We start from the raw sequence: 25,811 nt of genomic DNA, 5'->3' as shown, positions 1-25,811 counted from the left end.
CATCCGACGACACCGAGATGACGTCTCGCGCACGATGCGTTCGCATACCGTTCTATTCCCTCAGAGAATCATCTGGCGGATATGGACATCTCCTCTCATCTCCCGTACAACTTCCCTACATGCGCTCTTTCGGCCCTGGTGCCGAAGCCTGGGGAGGGCCTGCTGACGACGACTTCGTTCGACATCAACGGGAGGGCAGATGCCATACACACAACGGGGAACTCTGCGAAAAGGCAGGGTCCTGGCCATCGCGGCCATCAGCGCGGTGGTCATCGGGGGCGTGGCGGCGCCGACAGCCGCCGTCGCCGCCCCGGGAGACGAATCGAGGTCGAGCGCGCGCTTCCTGACCGGGAGCCTGCTGCTCGGCGGGACGCCGCTCGACGACGTCGTCGCGCTCCAGGGGGTCGAGACGGCGAACGACGGGCTGCAGCCGGCGCCGGTGACCTCGAGCGGCTCGATCGATCTGACGGCGCTCAACGCCCTGACCCTCGCGGTTCCCGGCGGGCTCACGGTGCCGCTGTCGAACGTGCTTTCCCTCGGGGCGGTGAACCAGTTCTCGCAGTCGAACAGTGACGGCACGTCGCGCGCGGCCGTGGGAGCCGTCAGCGACGGCGGTGTCGTCGACACCACCGGTGCCGGGGCGTATCCGGGGAACGCCTCCCTGAATCTCGAAGGGCTCCTCGGGCCGACCGTGGCGGCCACGGTGGCCGACCTCGACGTCTCGCTCGGGGCGATCAGCTCCGAGATCGCCCTTTCCGGCGACGGCACCGTGACCCGCGACTACAACGTCGCGGGCGGCACGCTGAGCCTCCGGCTCCCGGCGATCGCGGTACTCCAGACCACGCTGACCGGCGCGGGGGGCGTCGCGGCGACCGTGGATGCCGCGGTGGGCACCCTCACGGGCCCGAACGGCCTGCTCGCGGGCGCTCTGGCCGGACTCAACGGCGCGCTGGCGCCGATCCTCGGCAACCCGGGACTGAACGTCACGATCACCACCCAGGTGAACCAGGCCCTGAACACCCTTCTCGACACCCCCGTCGGTGACGGCGTGGTGTCGGTGAACCTGCGCACCGGCGTGGTCTCCGTCGACCTCAACGCCCTCCTGGTCAACACCACCGGTCGAGGCCTGAACGACCTCGCGGTCGGCGAGGAGGTGCTGTCGGGTCCGGTGCTGACCAACCTGATCACGCGCGTGGGCAACGTGGTGAACACGGTTCCGCAGCTCGTCCAGACGGCCCTCACGGGCGCCCTCAACGCGGCCACCCTGAACATCACGGGAACGGTCTGCCTCGTGGGAACGGGGCCGGCCTGCACCACTCCCGGACTCGACGCCGGCACCGGTGTCATCGTCTCTGTCCCGAACCAGACCCTCGCGAACGTCGTGAACGGCACCGCCAGCGCGACGATCACGGTCAAGGTCCTGGGCGCGAACATCCCGGTCGGCCTGGGCACCCTGCTCGGCGCCCTCGCCACGCCGATCACGAACACGCTCCTCGGCCCGACCGGCGTCGTGAACACCGTGGTGCCGACGGTCACGACCGCGGTCGGCGGTGTCGTCACGGCGCTGTCCCCGGCGGTGGGGCTCCTCAACGGCGTCGTGTCGCTGCGCGGCAACGTGCAGCCCGACAACGGCCCGGTGTACAGCCAGGAGGCCTTCGTGCTCACGGTCGGCGACGTGCTCGGCGCCGGCGGCGTCGGCACGCTCGTGCTGGCCCGGGCGGAGGCCGGCCCCAACGCGCTCGGACCGACGCTCGAGGCGACGGGACCCGTGCGCCCGGGCGAGACGACCACCGTCACGTCCGGCGGCTGGCCGGCCGAGACGGAGGTCACGCTGCAGCTCGGGGGTCCCGACGGCGAGCCTCTCGGTGAGCCCGTCGAGGTCACGACGGATGCCGAGGGCGATCTGCCCGCCGGCACGACCCTGACCGTCCCGCCGACGGCCCCGGCCGGCGCCTACACGGTGACGGCATCCGACGGCGCGACCACGCTGGAGGCGCCGCTGGCCGTCGAGGCCTACGCGCCGACACTCGCGGCCACCGGACCGATCACGGTCGGCGACGACACCACGATCACGTCGTCCGGATGGCCCGCAGCGGCCGAGGTCACCCTCCAGCTGGTGGCTCCGTCCGGGACCGAGATCGGCGCTCCGGTCACGGTGACGACGACGGCGACGGGCGATATCCCGGCCGGCACCACGCTCACCGTGCCGGAAGACGCCCCGATCGGCGACTACGCGGTCGCCGCCGAGGACGAGTTCGGGAACACGGCCGCAACGGCCGTGACGGTGCTGGCGGTTCCAGGCACCCCCGCGGTCACGCCGTCCGGTCCCGTGCGTCCTGGTGAGGCCACGACCCTCGCGTCGGGCGGCTGGCCCGCCGCGACCGAGGTCACATTCCAGCTCACCGACGAGGACGGCACCGAGATCGGCACGCCGGTGACCGTCACGACCGACGAGTCCGGCACCATCCCCGCCGGTACCACGCTCACCGTGCCGTTCGCGGCAGAGCCGGGCGACTACCTGGTGGTCGCCGAGGACGAAGCCGGAGCGACCGCCGAGGGCGCGCTCGTGGTGGAGCCCTGGACGCCGACGGTGACGGCCGACGACCCGGTGCGTCCGGGTGAGACCGCCACGATCGAGTCCGACGGCTGGCCCGGCGAGACCGATGTCGTCTTCCAGCTCGTGGACGCCGACGGAGACCCGGTCGGCGAGCCTGTCACGGTGACGACGGATGCCGAGGGCAGCGTTCCCGCCGACACGGCCGTGACGGTTCCCGTCGACGCCGAGCCCGGCGAGTACACGGTGCTCGCGACCGGCATCGAGGGCGTCACGGCGGAGGACGACCTCGCGGTCGAGCCGTGGACGCCGACGGTGACGGCGACCGAGCCGGTGCGTCCCGGCGAGGCGACGACGATCACCTCGGGCGGGTGGCCGCCCGCCGCGGAGATCACGCTCCAGCTCACGGACGAGGACGGCGATCCCGTCGGCGAGCCGGTGACGGTGACGACGGATGCCGAGGGCGACGTGCCCGAAGGAACGGTCCTGACGGTTCCGGTGGACGCCGAGCCGGGCGACTTCACGGTGCTCGCGACGGGTCCGGCGGGCGTCACGGCGGAGGACGACCTCGTCGTCGACGCCTGGACGCCGACGCTCGAGGTGACCACCCCGGTCGCCGCCGGTGCGACCACCGCGATCGCCTCGACCGGATGGCCGGCCCTCACGTCGGTCGAGTTCCGGATCGAAGACGGCGACGGCGAGCTCGTCGGCACGCCCGTCACCGTGACGACGGATGCCGAGGGGGCGGTGCCCGCGGGCACCAGCCTGCTGGTTCCGGCCTCCGCCGCTCCGGGCGACTACACGGTCGTCGGAGAGGACGAGAACGGCAACGACGTCGACGCCCCGCTGGTGGTCGAGGCCGCCGGCACGGACACCGATCCGGGCACGGACGCCGGTACCGACACGACCGACGCGACGGACGCGGGCACCGACACCGATCCGGGTACGGACGCGGGCACCGACCCGGGGACGGACGCGGGCACCGACCCGGGGACGGATGCCGGAACGGACACGACCGACACGGGTACGGACACGACCGACACGGGTACGGACACCGATACGGGTACGGACACGACGGACGCGGGCACGGACACGACCGACGCGACGGACGCGGGTACGGACACCGATCCGGGTACGGACGCGGGCACGGACCCGGGGACGGATGCCGGAACGGACACGACGGACGCCGGGACCGACGCCGACACCGGCACGGATACGACGGACGCGACCGACGCGGGTACGGACACCGACACGGTGACCGACACGGGTACGGACACGACCGACGCCGGAACCGACACGACCGACACGGGTACGGACACCGACACGACAGACGCCACGGACGCCGGCACGGACACGACGGACGCCACGGACGCCGGCACGGACACGACGGACGCGACGGACACCGACACCGTGACGGACACCGACACGGTGACCGACACCGACACCGCGACCGACACCGACACGGCGACCGACGCCGGAACCGACAGCGGGACGGACACCGACACCGGTGCCGGGACGGACCCTGGAGCCGAGCCGACGGGCGGCATCGCGATCGCGATCCGCTACGAGGTCCGGCAGCAGGGGCAGGTGCAGACCGTCACGGGCGTCGGCTTCCAGCCGGGCGAGGTGGTGTCGGGAGTGGTGAACTCCGACCCGATCGACCTCGGCAGCCGGGTGGCGAACGCGGCCGGCGAGGTGACGTTCACCTTCACGGTCCCCGACGACTTCGAGGTCAGACCGCACACGGTGACGCTCACCGGTGCCGTGTCGGGCGCGGTGTCGATCCAGTTCCAGGTAGTCCCCGCGGGGCTGGCGACGACAGGTGGCGATCCGGGACCCTTCCTGGCCTGGGGCATGATGCTCCTCCTGGCCGGTTCGGTCCTGGCGGTCGCGTCGTCGCGACGGAGGCGGATGCCGGTGACGTCTCAGACGTGACGGCGACGCCCAGGCGGCGCCCGGGGTCCCCAGCCCCGGGCGCTGCCGCATCCCTCGTCGACTCGAGCGAAGGACTCCGATGACCCCCACCCCGAAGGCGCCGCCGATCCCCCGCGCCGCGAAGCTCGCGAGTGCAGCCGCGCTCGTTCTGGCCACCGTGCACATCGGACTCACGGCGGTGTACAACGTCCCCTCGACCGACGTGAAGTACGACGCTCTCCCCGGGCGGGCGGCCGATGCGTGGATCCGTCCGTACTTCATCCAGGACTACCGCATCTTCGCCCCCGATCCGGCCAGCGCCGACCGCAACCTGTGGGTCCGCGCCTGGGTCGAGACCCCCGCAGGCGACCGGGTGGAGACGAAGTGGGTCGACGTCACGGCGATCGAACTCGCGGAGCCGCACCGTCGTGTGCTGCGCAAGCAGCTCACGGTCATCGGCGCCGAGCACCTGATGACCGCGTACGGCAAGCTGACCCCCGCCCAGCGCGACGTCGTCGAGGGCAACTTCCACGACTCCGACGATCTGTCCGCCCTCAACGAGGCGATGCTCGCGGCCGACGACTCGAACCCGGGCGTCGTGCGGTCGTTCATCCGCGCGACCAACTACACGACCTCCTACGCGACCCAGGCCGCGACGGCGCTGTGGGGCGACGACGGAGAGATCCTCGCGGTGCAGACGCGTTCGGTGTACAGCCCGGTGATCCGGTGGGAGGACCGCTTCGATCCGGAGGCCGTGCGCCCCGACTCCTCCTATACGGCGCTCGGGTGGCGCCCGACGCTGGAGTGGTCGCAGCAGAACACCGAGGCGTTCTCCCGCACCTTCCTCGCCTGGGCCGAGAGGGCGGGCGTGAACGGTTCCCTCATGGAGGAGGACGCCAGATGATCGCGGTCACCCGCATCGGGGAGGCCCTGCTGCACTGGCTGCTGGATAAGCGGCACGCCACCTACGGCCTCGCCGTCATGCGCATCGGCTTCGCGAGCCTCACTCTCGCCAGCATCCTGCTCTACCTGCCCGACTACTCCTACACGTTCGGCGAGGGCTCGCGCTGGGGCGAGTCGCTGTACCGGCCGAACGCGGTGAAGGACTACGTCTGGCCGATCTCGATCCTGTTCTCCCGCAGCGACCCCGACTGGCTGACATACATCAAGCTGGCGCTCCTGGTGGCGGTGGCGGTCGCCTACCTGCTCGGCTGGCGCATGCGCATCGTCTCGCCGCTGTTCGCGGTGCTCTGGCTGGGCTACGCATCGACCAACCCGCTCATCCTCAACACGGGCCACTACCAGACGTTCCGCGTCATGCTCCTGTTCCTGCTGCTGGCCGACACCTCGCACCGATGGTCCCTCGACGCCCGTCGGCGCCGGCTGCGCGGCGTCGAGCACCCGCTGCGCGTGGGCGGGCGCGTGCTGCCGCGGTGGGTGCCGATCCTGTCGAACAACGTGGCCGTCGTGCTGATCGGCGCGCAGCTCTGCATCGTCTACATCACGAGCGCGCTGTGGAAGCTGCAGGGAACGATGTGGGTCGACGGGATCGCCGCGTACTATCCGCTGCGCCTGGAGCAGTTCATCCTCCTCCCGTGGCTGAACGAGATCGCCTGGCACGTCACCCCGGCGATCCTCGTGGCGTCGTGGCTCAGCGTCTACATGCAGCTGCTGTTCCCCTTCACCCTCCTGAACCGGTGGACCCGCATCGCCGGTCTGCTCGTCATCACCGGCATGCACGCCGGCATCGGCATCCTGATGTCCCTGCCGTTCTTCTCGCTCGTGATGATCTTCAGTGACATGATCTTCGTTCGGGACGTGACCTGGCAGCGCCTGCAGTCGGCGGTGGCCACGCGCTGGCGTCAGCGGGCCGCTGTCACCTCCCGACAACGGCGAGCCGCCACGTCCCGGCCCGCGGTTGGAGAGGATGAACAGTCGAGTTCGTCCGAGGTTGTCGGAGTCCTACCATGAGAGCATTCCACCCGCTCTGAGAGGAACACTCATGGTCGACGCCGCCGTCCGCCCCACGAAGACTCCGACCGCCGGGGCGTCCACGCCCCGCATCGACGTCACCCGGGTGAACGACCTCCTGATGGGGACCTGGGCCGACACGCGTCGGCAGGCCCGCGAGATGATCAAGGATCCCGCGTTCTGGCGGCAGGACGACCTGGGCATGGACGAGCACCGCGAGCGCGTGCTCAGCCAGCTGCACCTGCTGGTGGAGAACAAGGCCGTGCATCGGGCCTTCCCGAAGTCGCTCGGCGGCGAGGAGAACAACGGCGCCAACATCGCCGGGTTCGCCGAGCTCGTGCTCGCCGACCCCAGCCTGCAGATCAAGTCGGGCGTGCAGTGGGGCCTGTTCGGATCCGCCGTGCTGCAGCTCGGCACGAAGGAGCACCACGACAAGTGGCTGCCCGGCATCATGGACCTCTCGATCCCCGGCGCGTTCGCCATGACCGAGATCGGGCACGGGTCCGACGTCGCCGCCGTGGGCACGACCGCGACCTACGACCCAGAGACCGAGGAGTTCGTCATCCACACGCCGTTCCGCGGCGCGACGAAGGAGTACCTCGGCAACGCCGGCCTGCACGGCGTCGCGGCGACCGTGTTCGCCCAGCTCATCACCAACGGCGTGAACCACGGCGTCCACTGCTTCTACGTGCCGCTGCGGGGAGAGGACGGCGTCGACCTCCCGGGCATCGGCCGTGAGGACGACGGCCTCAAGGGCGGCCTCAACGGCATCGACAACGGCCGGCTGAGCTTCGACCACGTGCGCGTGCCGCGCACGAACCTGCTGAACAAGTACGGCGATGTCGCCGCCGACGGCACCTACTCCAGCGCGATCGACAGCCCCGGACGCCGCTTCTTCACCATGCTCGGAACCCTCGTGCAGGGCCGGGTGTCCCTCGACGGCGCGGCATCCTGGGCATCCGCCCTCGGCCTGCACATCGCGATCACGTATGCGACGCAGCGCCGGCAGTTCGACGGCGCCGACGGGCAGGAGGTCGTGCTCCTCGACTACGGCAAGCACCAGCGCCGCCTGCTGCCGCGACTGGCGACCACCTACGCCCAGATCTTCGCGCACGACGAGTTCCTGCAGAAGTTCGACGGGGTGTTCTCGGGCCGCATCGACACCCCGGAGGACCGCGAAGACCTCGAGACCCTCGCCGCGGCGCTCAAGCCGCTGTCGACCTGGCACGCGCTCGACACGCTCCAGGAGGCGCGTGAGGCCTGCGGCGGCGCGGGCTTCATGTTCGAGAACCGCCTGGTCGGGCTGCGTCAGGACCTCGACATCTACGTCACCTTCGAGGGCGACAACAACGTGCTCCTGCAGCTGGTCGGCAAGCGCCTGCTGAGCGACTACGCCACCCAGTTCACGGGCAAGGATGCCGCGGCGCTCGCGAAGTACGCCGTCGGGCAGAAGGCGGGCAAGGTCTTCCACGGCGCCGGGCTCCGCCAGTTCGGGCAGGCCGTCGTCGACCTCGGTCAGGTCGCACGCTCGGTCGAGAACGGCCTCCGCGAGGAGCAGCAGCACGAGCTGCTCGCCGACCGCGTGCAGCAGATGGTCGCCGACATCGCCGGACGCCTGCGACCCGGGATGAAGGACAAGGAGCTCCGCTCCCGCCTGTTCAACGAGAACCAGGCCGAGCTGATCGAAGCGGCACGGGCGCACGGAGAGCTGCTGCAGTGGGAGGCATTCACCGACGCGGTCCGCCGCATCGACGACGTCGAGACCCGCACCGTCATGACCTGGCTGCGCGACCTGTTCGGGCTGCAGCTGATCGAGAAGCACCTCGCCTGGCACCTCATCCACGGCCGCCTGTCGACGCAGCGCGCGGCCGCGGTGTCGCGGTACATCGACCGCCTCTGCACGCGCCTGCGGCCGCACGCGCTCGACCTCGTCGAGGCCTTCGGCTTCGAGCCCGAGCACGTGCGCGCGCCCCTCGCCTCCGGGGCCGAGCAGGCCCGTCAGGACGAGGCGCGGGAGTACTACGCCGCGCTGGCCGCCTCGGGCGAGGCGCCCGTGCTCGAGAAGACGCTCAAGAAGCGCCGCTGAGGCCGGGCTACCGGGCAGGGCGAATCCCGTCAACCCTGAGCGTTTCGCAGGGCGAGCGCGGGTAACGTCGCAGTCATCCCCTCGCACCAAGGAGCTCCGATGACCCTCGTCCACGCCTACGCCGCCCCCCGCGAAGCCGCGCCCCTCGAGAAGACCACGATCGAGCGGCGCGAGCTCGGCCCGCACGACGTGCTGATCGACATCGCCTTCGCCGGCATCTGCCACTCCGACATCCACACCGTCCGCGGCGACTGGGGCGGACAGCAGTACCCGCTCGCGCCGGGCCACGAGATCACCGGCACGGTCGCGGCGATCGGATCCGACGTCACGAAGCACGCGGTCGGCGACCGCGTCGGCGTCGGATGCCTCGTCAACTCGTGCGGCGAGTGCCGCAACTGTCAGCGGGGCGAGGAGCAGTACTGCTCGAACGGGGCCGTGGGCACCTACGGCGCCGTGGACCGCGACGGCACGATCACCCAGGGCGGCTACTCCGAGAAGGTCGTCGTCACCGAGGACTTCGTGCTGCGCATCCCCGACGCCCTCGCGCTCGACGTCGCCGCGCCGCTGCTGTGCGCCGGCATCACCACCTACTCGCCGCTGCGTCACTGGAACGTCGGCCCCGGCACGCGGGTCGCGGTCGTCGGTCTCGGCGGCCTGGGCCACATGGGCGTGCAGATCGCACACGCCCTGGGCGCCGAGGTCACCGTGCTCTCGCAGACGCTGAGCAAGAAGGACGACGGGCTGCGCCTCGGCGCCGACCACTACTACGCGACCAGCGATTCCGAGACCTTCCGCTCGCTGCGCGGCTCGTTCGACGTGATCCTCAACACCGTCAGCGCCGTGATCGACCTGCGGGCGTATCTGAGCCTGCTCGACGTGGGCGGCTCGATGGTCTGCGTCGGAGCCCCGGGGGAGCCGCTGGCGGTGAACGTCTCCTCGTTGATCGGCGGACGCCGGTCGCTCGCGGGCTCCAACATCGGCGGCATCCGCGAGACGCAGGAGATGCTCGACTTCTGCGCCGAGCACGGCATCGCCGCGCAGATCGAGGTGATCCCGGCATCCGCCATCAACGACGCCTACGAGCGCGTGCTCGCCTCGGACGTGCGATACCGCTTCGTGATCGACGCCGCCACCTTCGCCGACTGACCCGCGCACGCCCTTCGTTGGTTCCTGAGCGAGGAGCCCTTCGTCTCGCTTCGCTCGCTCAGGGACCGAGGAAGGGCGCTTCGCTCGCTCAGGAACCGGGGAAGGTGTGTCGGTGCCCCCCGCTACCGTGGGGGCATGACCTCGCTGATCACCGGCCCCGACGGACGCGCGCGCTGCGGATGGGCGGGTGACGACGAGGAGTACCGTCGCTATCACGACGAGGAGTGGGGCACCCCGCTGCACGGCGACCGCGCCCTCTTCGAGAAGATGTCGCTCGAGGGCTTCCAGGCGGGGCTGTCGTGGATCACGATCCTGCGCAAGCGCCCCCGCTTCCGCGAGGTGTTCGCGGGCTTCGTGCCCGAGGTCGTGGCCGACTTCGACGACGACGACGTCGAGCGGCTGATGGGTGACGCGGGCATCATCCGCAACCGCGCGAAGATCCTGGCGACGATCGGCAATGCGCAAATCGTCCGCGACATGCGCGACGGTGAGCTCGACGAGCTGATGTGGTCGTTCGCGCCGCCCGCATCCGGCGTCCGCCCGCGGTCGTTCGCCGACGTGCCCGCAGCGACGCCGGAGTCGACCGCGATGGGCAACGAGCTGCGCCGTCGCGGGTTCCGCTTCGTCGGGGCGACGACCATGTACGCGCTCATGCAGTCGACCGGGATGGTCGACGATCACGTGGAAGGATGCTGGCGCGGCTGAGCGCGCCCGCCGTCGCAGATATACTCGTGCGCGGGGGAGGACGACACGCCGAACGGCGTGCTCGGTGCGACCCCTTCGCTGACGTTCCGGAGGAGGGTGCGTGCCGAAGCGGATTGCGTCGACGCCTCCCGTCCTCGCCGGCTACAGCTATGTGCGACCACTCGGGTCGGGCGGCTTCGCCGACGTCTTCCTGTACGAGCAGGACATGCCGCGCCGTGTCGCGGCGGTGAAGGTGCTGCTGGCGGATGCCGTCAACTCCGAGGTGCTGCGCTCCTTCAACGTGGAGGCCGACATCTCGGCCCGGCTCAGCGCGCACCCGTCGATCGTCACGATCTATCAGGCCTCGATCTCGTCGGACGGCCGGCCGTACTTCGCGATGGAGTACTGCCCCGACACCATGAGCGCGCGGTACAAGAAGGCGCCGCTGCCCCTCGCGGAGGTGCTCGACGTGGGCGTGCGCATCGCGGGGGCGCTCGAGACCGTGCATCGCGCGGGCCTCCTGCACCGTGACATCAAGCCGTCGAACGTGCTGATCAACTCGCTCGGGGCGCCCGTGCTCGCCGACTTCGGCATCGCGGCAGCCGTGTTCGACGAGGGCGACTCCGACACGATCGCCATGTCGGTGCCGTGGAGCGCCCCGGAGGTGCTGCAGGAGCGGGTCACGGGGTCGGTCCCGAGCGAGATCTGGAGCTTCGGCGCGACGCTGTACACACTGCTCGCCGGCCGCAGTCCGTTCGAGCACGCCGATCGGGCCGAGAACTCTCGCGACCGCCTCACGCAGCGCATCGTGCGGGCCCGCTACACCCGGCTTCCCATCCCGGACATGCCCCCGGTGATCGACGAGATCCTGTCGACCGCGATGGAGCGCGATCCGGCGCGCCGGTTCCCGAGCATGGCGGCCTTCGCCGATCGGCTGCGCCACGCGCAGTACGAGCTCGGTCTGGTGCCCACCGCCTTCGAGGCCGCCTCGGCCGAGTGGGCGGCCGCCGCCCCGGTCAGCTTCTCGGATGCCGCGCCCCGCGGCCCCGTCATCACCACCGTGGCGCCGGACTCGCGACGGGCCACGCGCGCCGCGAAGCAGCAGGGCGCCGCGCGCGACCGCGACGATCTGCCCGCCCCCGCGCGCACGAGGACCCGCTCTCCCCTCGCCGCCGGAGTCATCGGCGCGGTCGTCGGCGCGGCCGTGATCGCCGGGGTCGGCGTGACCGCCCTGTTCCTCACCGGGATCCTCTGATGGCGATCGGCGACCGCGACCGCGCGACGGCGGCCCCCCGACCTCGGGGGCGTCTGATCGCCGCGGTGTCGGGGGTCGCCGCGCTGGCCGTCGTCGTCACCCTCGCCGTCACCGCCCAGGGGTACGAGTCGCAGGAGGTTCCGCGCCTGGAGTCGGCGGTCTGGGTGATGCGCGACAGCGGTCAGTACGCCCGCGTGAACACCGACCTCGCCGAGATCGACACGGTGCGCACCGTCGACGATCCCGAAGCGGTGTGGCAGAGCGGCTCGTCGGCGGTGCTCTACGCCCAGGGCAACCGGCAGCGCTGGGACGTCGACCCGGCGAGCCCGGCCGATCTTCTCTCCGAGGCGTCCGAGGACGGCGCCCCGCTCGCCTCGGAGCCGACCCCCGCCGGCACCCGCGAGATCGTCTCGGCGGGGCCGTACGTGGCGTACCGCACCGACACGGGGCAGGTCTCCGTCTCGACGCTCGAGGCGGGCGCGGGGACGGCGCTGGTCGATCCTTTCGCGGCCGCCGAGGTCGAGGAGGGCGAGGAGCCCCCCACCTATACGGCCGACGCGATCGGTCTGTCGCCGGAGGGCGTCCTCGCCCTGTACTCCGCCGAGGAGGCGGCCGTCCGTCGGTTCGACATCGACGAGCAGCGGTTCCTCGGCGACGGGGCATCCGTCTCCGACGCGCCCGAGGCGGGCGACGGTCTGGAGCTCACGGTCGTGGGGGACCGGTGGGCCCTGCTGCAGACCGGCTCCGGCGACCTGTGGATGTCGGGGCGCGACGAGCCTCTCGCGCTCGACGTCTCGGAGGGCGCGAAGCTGCAGTCGGGCGCCGCCGAGGGCGACGCGCTGGTCGTCGCCGATGCGGACGGCCTCGTGTCGGTGGATCTCGGATCGGGGGAGGTCGAGCGCATCGCCGAGGCCGCGGGCGTGCCCGCACGCCCGGTCGTCGTCGGCGGCGACACGTTCGCCGCCTGGCTCGACACCGGCGCCGGCACGCTGTGGGTCGACGGCGACACGACGTCGCTGCAGGTGCCCGACGAGGCGCTGGACTCCGCGACGATCGAGCCGGTCTTCCAGCAGAACGGAGATCGCGCGGTGCTGGGCGAGATCAGCACCGGGCTGCTCTGGACCGCGCCCGACGGCGTGCTGATCCCCCTCGAGCAGTGGGCGATCGAAGACGACACCGAGCAGCAGGAGGGCACGATCGTTGTCGAGGACGTGGCGGAGCAGCTCCCGCCCGTCGCGGTCGACGACGCGTTCGGCGTCCGCGCGGGCGAGCAGGTCCTGCTGCCCGTGCTGCTGAACGACCACGACCCGAACAAGAAGGACGTCCTGACGATCGATCCCGCGTCGGTGGCGTCGGGTCTCGCCGATCCCGCGTTCGGCGAGCTCTCCCTCGTCGCCAACGGCCAGGCCCTGGTGGTCGATGTCGCCGCGTCGTCCGGCCAGACGAGCTTCACCTACGCCGTCACCGACGGCGCCGCCGTCTCGCCGCCCGCGACCGTCACGCTGTCGGTCGCGGATGCCGGCACGAACTCCGCCCCGGTCTGGTGCGGCGTCGAGGCGTGCCAGCAGGACTGGCCGACGCCGCAGCTGCTGCCCGGCGGCAACACGATCGTCTCCGCACTGTCGGGCTGGGTCGACCCCGAGGGCGACCCGTTCGTGCTCGCCGACGCGTACGAGACCGACCCGGCGGCGCCGGTCATGGTGGTGCCGATGGCCGACGGCCGGGTCGCGATCCGCCACACCGATCCGAATGCGTCGGATGCCGTGATCCCGGTGACCGTGGTCGTCGAGGACGTGCACGGCGCGGTCGCCGAGAAGACCCTCGACGTGCAGGTGACCGGGAGTCCCGCGCTGACGGCATCCCCGGTGGCGCTGACCGCGCGCGTGGGCGAGCCGCAGTCGATCAGGATCGCCGACCACCTCGCGGGAGGTTCCGGCTCCTACCGCCTGGTCGACGCGGTGCAGACCGCGGCGACGGCGGACGGCCTGGAGGTCACTCCGAACCTCGCGTCCGGCGACGTCGAGCTGACCGTCGCCGAGCCGGGGCAGTACGTCGTGACCTACACCGCGCAGGATGCGTCGACCGGGGCCGAGCAGTCGGCCGTGATCCGCGTCACCGCGGTCGACGGCGCCTCGGCGCTCACGATGGCGCCGCTGACGGCGTTCGTGCGCGAGGGGGAGGACACGACGGTCGACGTGCTCCGGGCGGTGCAGAACACCAGCGGACGTGTGCTGATGCTGTCGGAGGCCGCGAGCTCGACGCCGCAGCTGAACGTGCGGGTCGTGAACAACGAGAGCATCCGCGTCAACGGCACGACCGAGAACGGTGCCCCGGGCGTGATCGGCAAGGCGACGGTGACCGTGGCCGACGGCTCCGGGGCCGCCGTGCAGGGGACGGTCACGGTGTTCCTGGCGCCGCCGTCGTCGGTCACCCGTCCGATCGTCTTCGCCGACGCCGTCACGGTGCGCGCCGGATCGCTCACCCGGATCGCCGTGACCGCGAACGACGTCGCGCCGCGCGGCGAACCCCTGGTCGTGCTCCCCGAGGTGACGGGGTCGGGCGAGGACGGCGAGCTCGTGTTCGCCGACGGCAACGCCCTGCGCTACCTCGCCCCGAGCACGCCGGGCACGTACCGCCTCACCTACTCGGTCTCGCTGGAGCGCAACCCCGCCCTGTCGGACGACGGCGCGGTCACGGTGACCGTGGTGCCGCCGGGCACGAACCGCGCCCCCACTCCCACGACGCTCACCGGACGGGTCCTCAGCGGGCAGACGGTCACGCTCGCCGTGCCGCCGACCGGCATGGACAGCGACGGCGATCGCGTCGTGCTCACCGGCATCGAGCAGCCGGGCAAGGGCGCGGGCACCGCGACGATCTCGGCCCGCGGCGACGCGATCGTCTACCGTGCTCCGGCCGGGGGCGTCGAGGGCGGGCAGGCGAGCTTCACCTACACGGTCCGCGATCCGCAGGGTGAGGAGGGGACGGGGCTGGTGCGCATCGGCGTGCTCGACGCCGACCTCGACGACGCGGCACCGGTGACCTTCAGCGACTACGTGCGGGTCGAGGCGGGATCGTCGACGCCCGTCGTGCTGGACCCGCGCTCGAACGACCTCGACCCGGCGCAGGGCGAGCTCGAGATCACCGAGCTGGTGCCGAATGCCCCGCCCGTGCCGGGCAACCCGCTGTACGAGCGGCTGAACGCCCTGATCGACCCCGACACGTCCCTCGACGACGGTCGCGTGGTGCTGCGCGCGGGCGACGTCGCGGGCACGAACTCGTACTTCTACACCGTGACGTCGTCGCGCACGGCGAGCACCGCGCAGGGACTCATCGTGGTGACCGTGACCGACGGCGCGGTCACCGACCAGCCCGTCGTCGCCGACACGGTGCTCACCGCGCGCGATCGCTCGGATCTCGCCGACCGCGGCGTCGACGTCGTGACCGACCGCGTCAGCTGGCCGTCGGGCGATCCGACCGGACTGAAGCTGAGCCTGTGGGGCGACCAGCCCGGGTACCGGGCGCAGGGCACCCGCATCGTCGGCGAAGCCCCGGAGGAGGGGGCGCTCGTCCCCTTCCAGCTCACCGGCACGGCCTCCGGCGGCCGGGACGTGGTCGCCTACGGCTTCCTGCACATCCCCGCCTTCGACGACATGCAGGTGCAGATCAAGCCGGGGGCGACGCCCGTGGTCGTCGACGAGGACGCGTCGGCGACGTTCACGGTCGCGGATTACCTCGACCTGCCGGGATCGGATGCCGTCGAGATCGCCTCGGGCGACTTCACCGCGCAGCGCGCCGCCGCGTCGTGCGTGCCCGAGGGGTCGTCGCGCGCGACCTACCGGGCGGGCCGCGAGGCACCCTGGTCCGACACCTGCCTCGTGCCCGTGCGGCTGCAGGGCCAGCAGCGCTGGTCGTACATCGACGTGCCCATCAGCATCCGCCCCGCCGAGCCGCAGCTGCTGCTCTCGTCGATCGCCCACACGATCGCGCCCGGCGCGACGCAGGAGTTCGATCTCTACGCGAACATGGCGAGCTGGGAGGGCGGTCGCGAGGGCGACACCGGAGCCCTCGAGTACCGCACCGCGTATGCGGGTTCGGCGTTCCTCATCACCCAGAACGGGTCGAAGCTGACGGTCGAGGCCCGGGCCGACGCCCGACCCGGCAACGCCGAGGCCGTGACGGTGACGGTTCCGCAGTACGGTCAGCCGTCGGCATCCGTCCGGCTGGTGGTCGGCGCGGCGCCGCCGGATGCTCCGCGCGGCGCGACCTTCACTAAGCAGTGCGTCGTCACGAGCGCGAGCTGCACGATCGACGTGGTCGATGTCGCCGGCGAGTACGACCCCTTCGCCGGCAAGCCCGGTTCGGGTCTGCGCCTGGTCTCCCTGGGCAGCGGCGCCCGCTGCGACGTGGCCTCGGTCTCGGCCTCCGGCGAGCGCGCCATCACGGCGACCTGGCCCGGCGGCGGCCAGGCGCCCGGCGGGCAGTGCGTGATCCCGTTCGTCGTGTCGGATGCCCAGGATCGCACCGGCTCGGGAACCCTCACCCTCGATCTGCAGGGCTACCCGCAGGCGCCCGCGAGCGTCACGACCGTCGGCTACTCGCGCACGACGGTCGTGCTGGAGGTGCCCCTGGGCGAGGCCGGACGCGCGCACCCCGCCGTCACGGGCGTCGCGATCCAGCAGGACGGCGCTCCGGCGAACGCCTCGTGCGCCCCGGCAGGCGGGGGGCTGCACCGCTGCACGGTCAACGGACTGGTCAACGGCGAGCGGCACACCTTCACGGCATCCGCGGTGAACGCCGTCGGCAGCTCCGCGCCCACGTCGCCCCACACGAGTTGGGCGTACGCGGCACCGACGGTGAGCAACGCCTCGGCGTCCCCGGTCTACCGCCCGGGGACGACGGACCGCGGGCGCGGCGTCGTGGCCCTCTCGATCGAGGCATCGGACGACGCCCGGTCGTTCCGCGTCGAGGAGACCGGCGCGATCATCGACCGCACCGGCGCGACGACGTCCGCCGAGATCGCCCTCGCGCCCGGAGCGCAGACCCTCACCCTCGTGCCGATCAGCCAGTTCCAGCCGCCGACGGGGAACATCGGAAACGAGGGCGGCGCGTTCCGCACCTCGGTGACGGCTGCGGGCACGGTCTACTTCGACCCGTGGTCCACGCAGGCAACGCCCGCCTCGAACACGGCCGTCAACGTCTCGGGCATCGCGCCGCAGGCCAACGGCAGCACGCAGAACATCGACGTCGTCTACGTCGCCTGGCGCTCGGGCAACGCGACGTGCCGTGCCGACGGCAACGGGCGCCTGGTGGTCTCGGGCGCCGAGGTGCAGTCGTCGTCGCCCTCGCTGCAGGGTCTCGCCGAGTACCGGCTCTACAACGTGAAGGCGTGCGCGTCGAACGGCTACGGCGTGGCCGAGTCGTCGACGGCCACCGTCTTCACCTTCACCTTCGTCGACGGCCCCGGCGGGAACACCACGTACAAGGTCGCGACCGCGCCGACGCAGAGCGGCGACCGCTACACGTACGGCCTCGAGTCCGCGCCGGCGATCCAGGTGGAGGACGGCTTCGTGCCGCAGTACGAGATGTACGGATCGTGGCGCGGGGACTTCTCGCTCAACGCCGACGCCTCGCCGGGATCGGTGCGGGCGCGCGCGTGCCACCCCACGCAGCCCAACTCCTGCTCCGACGCCGTGAACATCACGGCCACGACCGCTCCGACGATCGTGAACGCCCAGTTCGGCGCGTGCCTCCCCGCGAACGCCGCCGAGGTGGTGACCGTCTCGGCGGCCGCCCGGGGCTCGTACCGGGTGCTCCCGCCGGTGGAGGTCGCGAACGCCGATGGCACGGTCTCGTACGACGTGACCCTCGACTGGACCGGCACCTACAGCACCCTCACCGACATCACCCATCGCGTGGCGGCGAAATGCCCCTGATCCCCGCGACCTCGACCCCGTCCCCGTTCCTCTAGACGAAAACGGTTCCTCCATGCCCGCACCCTCCGCCGCCCCCACGACTTTCTCCGCCGAGCAGGCGTCCTGGTTCGCCGAGACCTTCTCGATCCTGTCCGGCAACGTCGAGCAGGTCGTGCTCGGCAAGCGTCACGTCATCGAGCTCGTGCTCGCCGCCGGCATCAGCGGGGGCCACGTCCTGCTCGAGGACTACCCCGGCACCGGCAAGACCGCGCTCGCCCGTGCCATCGCCCAGACGGTGTCGGGCACCAGCTCCCGCATCCAGTTCACCCCCGACCTGCTGCCGGGCGATGTGACGGGCATCACGGTGTACGACCAGAAGGAGGGCACCTTCGAGTTCCACGCCGGCCCGGTGTTCGCCAACATCGTGCTCGCCGACGAGATCAACCGCGCCAGCCCCAAGACGCAGTCCGCGCTGCTCGAGGTCATGGAGGAGGGCACCGTCACGGTCGACGGCGTGACCCGCCGGGTCCCCTCGCCGTTCCTCGTCATGGCGACGCAGAACCCGATCGAGCAGGGCGGCACGTACCGCCTGCCCGAGGCGCAGCTCGACCGCTTCATGGTGAAGACGTCGATCGGCTACCCCGATGACGCGGCGACGATGCGCATCCTGCAGGGAGCCGCGCAGCCGACCAGGGTGCTCGACGGCATCGTCAGCACCGACACGCTCCTGACGATGACCGAGATGGCGCGCGGCGTCTACGTGAACCCCCTGGTGTCGGACTACATCATGCGGATCGTCGATGCCACGCGCCGGGCGTCCGAGGTGCGGCTGGGGGCCAGCGTGCGCGGCGCGATCGCGTTGTCGCGCCTGGTGATGACCTGGGCCGCGAAGAACGGCCGCACCTTCGCCACGCCGGACGACGTGCGCGAGCTCGCCGTCGTCGCGCTCGCCCACCGTCTGGTGCTGGAGCCGGAGGCCGAGTTCGACGGCGTCACGGCGGTCGCGGTCGTCGGCCAGATCCTCCTCGACGTCGAGCCCCCGCGCGAGAACGGCACTGCGTGAGCTTCAGCACCGAATCGCGTCTGACGCGGACCTCGGCGGCCACGGGCACCTCGACCCGGACCTCGACGGTCACGCGCTACACCCGCACGCACCGCGGCCCCGTCCGCGATGCGGTGTTCGGTGTGCGCCGGGTGGCGCGCGTCGCCGGCCGGACGGCCCGGCGCGCGGCGGTCTGGGTGCGCGAGACCGTGACGCCGGCCGGGATGCTGGTGGCCGCGGCCCTCTTCGTCGGCGTGATCGCGGGCCTGCTGTTCGGCTGGGTCGAAGCGTGGGCGGTCGCCGCGATCGCGCTGGTGCTGCTGCTGGTGTGCGTGCCGTTCGTGCTGAGTGCGCACGACTACCGTCTGCACCTGGCCCTCGACCGCGACCGGGTCGTCGCGGGCACCGAGATCGCCGCGACCCTCGATGTGCGCAACCACGGCACGCGGCTCTCGCTGCCCGGCGTGGTCGACGTGCCGGTGGGGGAGGGTCTCGTCGAGGCGCACGTGCCCCTGCTGCGGCCATCGGCGCAGCATCAGGAGAAACTCACCATCGCCGCGCGGCGTCGGGGCGTCATCGATGTGGGTCCCATGACGATCGGGCGCGGCGATCCCCTCGGCATCCTCCGCCGGGAGATGCGGTGGCCCGAGGTGCAGCGCATCCACGTGCACCCCGTGACGGTGCGCCTGCCCAGCACGAGCGCGGGCCTCATCCGCGACCTCGACGGCACGCCGAGCACGAAGCTGATCGACGCCGATCTGTCGTTCCATGCCGTGCGCGAGTACGTGGTGGGCGATTCCCAGCGGCACGTGCACTGGAAGTCGACCGCCAAGACCGGGCAGATCATGGTGCGCCAGTACGAGGAGTCGCGTCACGCCCGCATCGCGATCATCCTCGATCTCGACGCCGAGTCGTACGAGAGCGACGACGAGTTCGAGAACACCGTCAGCGCCGCGGCATCCCTCGCCCTGCAGGGTGTGCTCGACGGCCGGGACGTGCTTTTCTCGGTCAGCAACGAGATCCCCGAGCACAGCCGCACCGAGGTGCTGTCGATCCGCACGCTGCCGACCGTGACCCCGAAGGCCCTGCTCGATGCGACCTGCACGCTCGACGCCGTCGACCGGGTGATGCGGCTCGAGGCGGTCGCGGCGCTGACCGCGCAGTCGTATCCCGACCTGTCGATCGGCTTCCTGCTGACCGGGTCGCGGATGCCGCTCGAGCGGCTGCGGCATGCGGCCGTCAAGCTGCCGGCCGCGGTCGACGCGGTGGCGGTGCGCAGCGAGCTCGGGGAGCAGCCCACGATGCGCACCGCGCGCGAGCTGTCGGTGATGACGCTCGGGGCGCTGGGCGATCTGCCGCAGATGCTCGCCCGGGGAGCGCTCCGATGAGCGCGGCGCGAACCCGTCGGCGCGCGACCGGCGGTCGGCGCGCGACGGTCTTCTCGGCCCTGACCTTCTGGGCTCTCGGGTTCGTGCTGGTGGGGGTGGCGCTGGCCACCGTCGCGGCGTGGCCCGTGTACGAGGCGCCGCGGGCTATCGTCGTCGGACTCGTCGGCGGCGTGCTCGGCATGTCCGTCGCCGTGCTCGCGCGCGTTCTGCGCTGGGGCGTGCTGATCGGCGCGCTCGCCGCGGTCGGGGTGTACCTCTTCGCGGCCGTGCCGGTGGCGATCCCCTCCGCGCTCGCCTCGGGACCGGCTCTCCTCGGCGGCCTGCGCGACGCCGTCCTGGGCGTGGTCCTCGGGTGGAAGCAGATGCTGACGCTCGCCCCGCCGCTGGGCGAGTACCAGGCGGTGCTGATCCCGTTCCTCGTCGTGATGCTGGCCGGCGGGTTCCTCGCCACCGTCCTCGCCCTGCAGCCCGGTCGTCGCGCGGCGCTCGCGGTGCCCGTGGTGATCGTCATGAGCGTGTTCGGCATCGCCTTCGGGCCGAGTGCCCCGAGCCGTGCGCTGATGCTGGGCGCCCTGGAGCTGCCCGCTCCGCGGGAGTGGCTGGTCGGCGTCGGCGTCTTCACCGCCGCGGTCGTGTGGCTGATCGGGCGCGCCCGCATCCAGCGTGCACAGGCGCTGCGCGTCGTCGCCGCGGCGAACGTGTCACGGCGCGCTGCGCCGGTCTGGCTCCGCATCCGTCGCCACGCGCTCGCGGGCGGGCTGGTCGTGGTGGCGCTCCTCGCCGGACTCGCGGTCGCCCCGGTCGCGGCCGGATGGACCGACCGCTCCGTCCTCCGCGACGGCGTCGAACCGATGGTGGTGGTGCAGCAGCAGTCGAGTCCGCTCGGCGCCTACCGCTCCTGGTTCGCGGGCGATCGCCTCGACGAGACGGTGCTGGAGGTGCAGGGCGACGCGGGGCCGATCGACCGCATCCGGCTCGTCACGCTCGACGAGTACGACGGCGACGACTTCCACGTCTCGGCCGACGACCGCTTCAGCCGGCTCCCGCGCTCGGCCCCGCCCACGGGCGGACGCGTCGAGCTCGACATCACGATCGGCGACGCCTACCGGGGAATCTGGGTGCCGGCCCCCGCCGGACTCGCGGAGGCCCCCGACTTCGGCGGCTCCCGGGCGGACGCCCTCGCCGACGGATTCCACATCGACGGCGACGGCGACACCGCGATCACGGTCGCAGAGACCCCGGGCGGGGGCAGCGGCCTGGTGCCGGGCGACCGGTACTCGGTGCTCGTCGACCCGGGTACGCAGGGCGACGGGCTCACCGGGCTGCAGGGCGGCGACTCGGCGCTCGACGCCGACGAGCATCCGATGCTGGTCGAATGGGCCGAGATGCAGGAGCAGCCCCGCACGGGAGCCGGCTTCGTGGAGCTCGTCGACCGGCTGCGGTCGCGCGGCTACCTCAGCCACGCGCTGCTCGACGACCCGGCCGCTGCCGGATGGATCGCGGCGCTGCAGGAGTCCGAGGGGTACGCGTTCGCGCCGAGCTACGCCGGGCACTCCGCGGCGCGCATCGAGGAGCTGTTCGGGGCGATGGTCGAGCAGGAGCGCCGGGCCGGTTCCGACGCCGCCCCCGAGCTGCTGGTGTCCGCCGTGGGCGACGACGAGCAGTTCGCCGCCGCGACCGCCCTGCTCGCCGAGCACTGGGGCTTCGAGTCCCGCGTCGTGCTCGGGGCGCGGCTCGACGGGGCCGAGGAGGTGCCCGGCATCCCCTCCTGCACCGAGGTGTGCACGGGGAAGAACATGACCGCGTGGGTGGAGGTGCGGGCCGCCGGCGGCGACTGGTCGCCGATCGACGTCACGCCGCAGTTCGCCATGCTGCCGAGCGCCATCACCGAGGGCGAGCAGCTGCCCGAGCATCCGACCGTGCCCGAGCAGCCGCGCTCGGAGGCGCTCGACCCGCCGCAGGCGCAGAGCGACTCGAACGACGACGCCCCTCCCCTCGAAGCCGCGGAGTCCGAGGTCTGGGCGATCGTGCTGCCGATCCTGCGCGCGGTGGGACTCAGCCTCCTCGCTCTGCTGCTGCTGGTGCTGCCGGTGCTGGTGCTGGTGTTCGCGAAGGCCCGCCGCGCCCGCGCACGCCGCAGCGCGGCCTCCGCCGAGGTGCGGATGGCCGGCGCCTGGGAGGAACTGGTCGACCTCTACGCCGACCACGACGTCGAAATGGCGACGACGGGCACCCGCGTGCAGCGCGCCCGGTCGACCGACCGCGGAGCGGCGATGCGTCTGGCGACCCTCGTCGATCAGGGCGTGTTCGCCGGACACCCTCCGACGGATGCCGAGGCGGAGGCCGCCTGGGCGATCGTCGACGCCGAGCGCACGCAGCTCGCTCACCACCGCACACGATGGCAACGGGTGCTCACCGCCCTCAGACCCGCCTCGTTCCTCGGCCGCGCCCGATCGTCGGGGAGCCGCGGCTTCCTCGGCGCGCGGCCCACGGTCGGTACGCTCGCAGTAGCCGGTCCGCCACACGACCGGGAGAAGGGGACCCCATGACACCGTCGGCAGAAGCAGGTCTGCTCGCGTCGCTCCTCATCACGATCGGCGTCACCCTCGTCGTCGGCCTCGCGATCTACGTCTGGTACGCCATCGCCCTGTCGCGACTGTTCCCCCGCATCGGCGGAGAGGGCTGGAAGGGCTGGGTGCCGATCCTCAACGAGGCGGAGATCCTGGCCCGCGGCGGCCAGCCCGCCTGGGCCGCCGTGCTGTTCCTCGTGCCCGTGGCGAACCTGTACGCGCTCTACCTCAAGGTGCGGGCGACGCATCGCATCAACGAGCAGTTCGCCCGGGGAGCGGGCTCGACCGTGCTCGCGATCCTCCTGCCGCCGGTCTGGGCCACGATCCTCGCCGCCGGGCCGGACCCGTACCCGGAAGGCGATCGCCTGGCCGCCCTGCAGCCCCCGGGCCCGCGGCGCACTCCGCAGCCCGCCTTCGCCTCGGAGACGGATGCCGACGACGACGTGTTCGCCGGATTCGCGCCGCAGCGGTCGGCCGCCGACCACGCCGCGGCGCGCCCGCAGACCGGGTTCATCCCGATCCCGCCGCGCGGCTCCGCCGAGCCGTCCGCCCCGACCGGGCTGCCGGAGTCGATGCCCGCCGAGTGGCAGGCCTTCGCCCCCGCCCCGTCGGCGGCGCCCGCCGCCCCGCCGTCCGCGGCGCCGCAGCCCGCGACGTCGCCCTTCACCGCCGCGCCCCCGGCTCCTCCGGCCACCCCGGCCGCGCCGTCGACTGCGGCGTCCCTCGCCGCTGCGCCTCCCGCTCCCGCTCCCGCGCCGACGCCGGTCCCGCCTGTCGCGGCGCCCGCGCCGCACGCCGACCACGGGGCCGTGCCGACGGCATCCGTCCCTCCGTCCGCCGGCCCCGTCACGCCGGCGCCGTTCGTCGATCCGCTGGCCGAGACCGTCCGCGCCGTGCCGCCGCGGACCGACCCCCCGACGCCCATCCTGCCCGCCACCGCCGCACCGACGACCGCCGCAGCCGCGACCCCGCCTCTCACCGTGCCGCCGGCCGCGGCAGCCGTGCCCGCACCCATGCCGCTCGATGCGCTGGAGTCGGAGCTGGCCGAGACCGTGATCTCTCCCCGCCGTCCGCCGGTCATCGACGACGACGACTTCGACGAGACCGTCGTCGTCGCGCGCAAACGCGGGGTACGTCGCTCCCTCGTGCTCGACGACGGCCGCACCTACGCGCTGTCCGGGGCGCGGGTCGTGATCGGACGCAACCCCGTGGGCGACCCGGGCGAGCAGCGCCTCGCGATCACCGACCTCACCCGCACCCTCTCGAAGACCCACGCCCGACTCGTCGTGACCGACGATGAGTGGCGTCTGACCGACCTGCACGCCACGAACGGCGTGGTCGTCGTCGCCGACGACGGCACCGAGACGCTGCTCGACCCCGGGGAGAGCGTCGTCGGCACGGGACGCTTCATCCTGGGCGAGGTGGGCATGTACGTCACGGTGGAGCGCGATTCGTGACCCTGTCGTCCGTCGTCCTGAACGTCGCGTCGCTGACCGACACCGGGCTCAAGCGCGCCGCCAACGAGGACTCGGTGCTCGCGGCCTCGCCCGTGTTCCTGGTGGCCGACGGGATGGGCGGACACGAGGCCGGCGATCGCGCGAGCGCCGCCGTGGTCGCCGCCTTCGAGCCGCTTCGGGGCGCCGAGGTCGGGGTCGCCGACGTCCGCGCCGCGCTCGACCGGGCCGCGGCCGTCGTCGAGGGCATCGCCGCCGAGCACCGTCAGGGCGCCGGCAGCACGGTCTCGGGTGTCGCCCTCGTCGAGCACGAGGGCCTGCCGCACTGGCTGGTGTTCAACGTGGGCGATTCGCGGGTGTACCGCCACCTGAACAACGAGCTCGTGCAGCTCACCGTCGACCACTCCCTCGGCCAGGAGCTCGTCGACGCCGGCGAGATGCGCGCCGAGGATCTGCCTGGCTTCGCCCAGCGCAACATCATCACGCGGGCGATCGGCGCCGCCGACAGCGCGGCCGACAGCTGGCTGCTGCCGGTGCTCGACGGCGAACGCCTGCTGCTGTGCTCCGACGGCCTCAGCGGCGAGGTCAGCGACGAGGCCATCCGCGCCACCCTGACCATGTGCGGGCGACCCGAGTCGGCGGCATCCGCCCTCGTGCGGCGTGCGCTGCAGGCCGGCGGGCGCGACAACGTCTCGGTCGTCGTGATCGACGTGGTCGCCGGAGGGCTGCGCCCCGGTCGCGACGACGACACCGCCGGCCGTCTCGCCGTGTCGGTCGGCACCGAGACGATGCTCGAGGGAACGACCATCCCGGTGCGGGCGCGATGACCGACGACCACTTCGACGAGACCGTCGTCGTCTCGCGGCGCGCGCGACGTCGGGCGGAGGAACAGGCGGATGCGGCGGCAGCAGCCTCCGTCGACGACGAGACGGTCGTGGTCGACCGTTCGCGCGCGGTGGGGCAGAGTCCCGTCGATGACTCGGCGTTCGAGGAGACGGTGGTGGTGGACCGCTCCCGTGCGGTGGGGGAGAGCGCTGTCGATGACTCGGCGTTCGAGGAGACGGTGGTGGTGGACCGTTCGCGCGCGGTGCCGGAGAGCCCCGTCGATGACTCGGCGTTCGAGGAGACGGTCGTGGTCGACCGGGCGCGAACGGTGGGGGAGAGCGCTGTCGATGACTCGGCGTTCGAGGAGACGGTGGTGGTGGACCGCTCCCGCGCGGCGGTGGACCCGCTCATGGACGAGGCGCCGGTGGTGGTCGACCGCTCCCGTGCGAAAGACGGGAGCGCGGCTCCGGCATCCGACGATCCTTCGGCGGACGAGCAGACCGTGGTCGTCGATCGATCCCGCCGCACCGACGATGCGGACGAGGCGACCGTGGTCGTGCGCCGCCCCCGTCGAGGGCTGCGTCGTCGGGCCCGGGTCGAGGACGACGCCCCGTTCGACACCGTGCCCCGGTCGAGTCTGCCGCCGCGACCGATCTCGTTCGAGCGCCCGTCCGCCGCGCCGCCGGCGATCTACAAGCCCCGTCCCGCACCTCTCGCCCCGTCGGCTCCGCCCGCGGTGAGCGGCGATCCGGCTCCCACCCGTGTGCAGGATCCGACGCTCGTCTCGGTGGCGAAGCAGGGAGTGCGTGCCAGTCGTGCCGCGCTGCTCGCGTTCGCGGGAGCATGCGCCGTCTCGATCGCCGGCCTGGTCGCGCTCGCCTTCCTCGTCTTCGGCTGACGCCGCCCGCCCCATACCCTCCGTCTCGACCCCCGCGCGCGGCGTCCGGGGTGGTGGGCACTTCTCCCCATCCGTGGGTATACCAGTACACGGTTAGGATGTCAGGGTGCGC

The 25,811-nt window shown here is 72.3% G+C and carries 14 protein-coding genes; all 14 read left to right on the top strand.

Features of this window, described 5'->3' with window-relative positions; translation table 11 throughout:
• Positions 1 to 199 precede the first annotated feature (199 nt).
• The 14 genes from AB3M82_RS05870 to AB3M82_RS05805 all read left to right on the top strand — a co-directional run bounded on the left by AB3M82_RS05870 (position 200) and on the right by AB3M82_RS05805 (position 25,699).
• Complete coding sequence (locus AB3M82_RS05870) at positions 200 to 4,489, top strand: choice-of-anchor G family protein (protein ID WP_412956243.1); 4,290 nt, start codon at positions 200 to 202, stop codon at positions 4,487 to 4,489.
• A 79-nt stretch (positions 4,490 to 4,568) separates the two neighbouring features.
• Positions 4,569 to 5,372 carry a DUF5819 family protein gene (locus tag AB3M82_RS05865; protein WP_412956241.1) on the top strand — a complete coding sequence of 268 codons (804 nt, stop codon included), beginning with the start codon at positions 4,569 to 4,571 and terminating at the stop codon, positions 5,370 to 5,372.
• Complete coding sequence (locus AB3M82_RS05860; RefSeq protein WP_412956239.1) at positions 5,369 to 6,439, top strand: HTTM domain-containing protein; 1,071 nt, start codon at positions 5,369 to 5,371, stop codon at positions 6,437 to 6,439. Before AB3M82_RS05865 ends, AB3M82_RS05860 begins: the two co-directional genes overlap by 4 nt.
• Before the next feature lie 31 nt (positions 6,440 to 6,470).
• Positions 6,471 to 8,525 (top strand): acyl-CoA dehydrogenase family protein, encoded by a 2,055-nt coding sequence (locus AB3M82_RS05855; RefSeq protein ID WP_412956237.1) that lies wholly within the window; start codon positions 6,471 to 6,473, stop codon positions 8,523 to 8,525.
• 99 nt (positions 8,526 to 8,624) lie between these two features.
• Positions 8,625 to 9,671, top strand: coding sequence for an NAD(P)-dependent alcohol dehydrogenase (locus tag AB3M82_RS05850; protein WP_412956235.1), 1,047 nt, complete (start codon positions 8,625 to 8,627; stop codon positions 9,669 to 9,671).
• A gap of 135 nt (positions 9,672 to 9,806) precedes the next feature.
• A complete protein-coding gene (locus tag AB3M82_RS05845) occupies positions 9,807 to 10,376 on the top strand; it encodes a DNA-3-methyladenine glycosylase I (RefSeq protein WP_412956233.1) in 570 nt (189 codons plus the stop codon).
• Between the two features lie 100 nt (positions 10,377 to 10,476).
• Positions 10,477 to 11,610, top strand: coding sequence for a serine/threonine-protein kinase (locus tag AB3M82_RS05840; RefSeq protein ID WP_412956232.1), 1,134 nt, complete (start codon positions 10,477 to 10,479; stop codon positions 11,608 to 11,610).
• Positions 11,610 to 17,543, top strand: a complete 5,934-nt coding sequence (locus AB3M82_RS05835) for an Ig-like domain-containing protein (RefSeq protein WP_412956230.1) — start codon at positions 11,610 to 11,612, stop codon at positions 17,541 to 17,543. The genes AB3M82_RS05840 and AB3M82_RS05835 overlap by 1 nt, the downstream gene beginning before the upstream one ends.
• 52 nt (positions 17,544 to 17,595) lie before the next feature.
• Positions 17,596 to 18,585 carry an AAA family ATPase gene (locus tag AB3M82_RS05830; RefSeq protein ID WP_412956227.1) on the top strand — a complete coding sequence of 330 codons (990 nt, stop codon included), beginning with the start codon at positions 17,596 to 17,598 and terminating at the stop codon, positions 18,583 to 18,585.
• On the top strand, positions 18,582 to 19,952 hold the full coding sequence (locus AB3M82_RS05825; protein WP_412956224.1) for a DUF58 domain-containing protein: 1,371 nt from the start codon (positions 18,582 to 18,584) through the stop codon (positions 19,950 to 19,952). Before AB3M82_RS05830 ends, AB3M82_RS05825 begins: the two co-directional genes overlap by 4 nt.
• Entirely contained in the window at positions 19,949 to 22,501 is a 2,553-nt protein-coding gene (locus tag AB3M82_RS05820) for a transglutaminase TgpA family protein (RefSeq protein ID WP_412956223.1), read from the top strand. The genes AB3M82_RS05825 and AB3M82_RS05820 overlap by 4 nt, the downstream gene beginning before the upstream one ends.
• Positions 22,498 to 23,979 (top strand): DUF5684 domain-containing protein, encoded by a 1,482-nt coding sequence (locus AB3M82_RS05815; RefSeq protein WP_412956221.1) that lies wholly within the window; start codon positions 22,498 to 22,500, stop codon positions 23,977 to 23,979. The genes AB3M82_RS05820 and AB3M82_RS05815 overlap by 4 nt, the downstream gene beginning before the upstream one ends.
• Positions 23,976 to 24,803 carry a PP2C family protein-serine/threonine phosphatase gene (locus tag AB3M82_RS05810; protein ID WP_412956218.1) on the top strand — a complete coding sequence of 276 codons (828 nt, stop codon included), beginning with the start codon at positions 23,976 to 23,978 and terminating at the stop codon, positions 24,801 to 24,803. Before AB3M82_RS05815 ends, AB3M82_RS05810 begins: the two co-directional genes overlap by 4 nt.
• Positions 24,800 to 25,699: a hypothetical protein gene (locus AB3M82_RS05805; protein ID WP_412956216.1), complete on the top strand. Its 900-nt coding sequence runs from the start codon at positions 24,800 to 24,802 to the stop codon at positions 25,697 to 25,699. The genes AB3M82_RS05810 and AB3M82_RS05805 overlap by 4 nt, the downstream gene beginning before the upstream one ends.
• Positions 25,700 to 25,811 lie beyond the last annotated feature (112 nt).

The organism is Microbacterium californiense (assembly GCF_047246625.1).
In the GTDB taxonomy this organism is placed as follows: Bacteria; Actinomycetota; Actinomycetes; order Actinomycetales; family Microbacteriaceae; genus Microbacterium.
The sequence above is the reverse complement of the archived record's forward strand: the minus strand, read 5'-3'. Positions and strand labels throughout refer to the sequence as shown.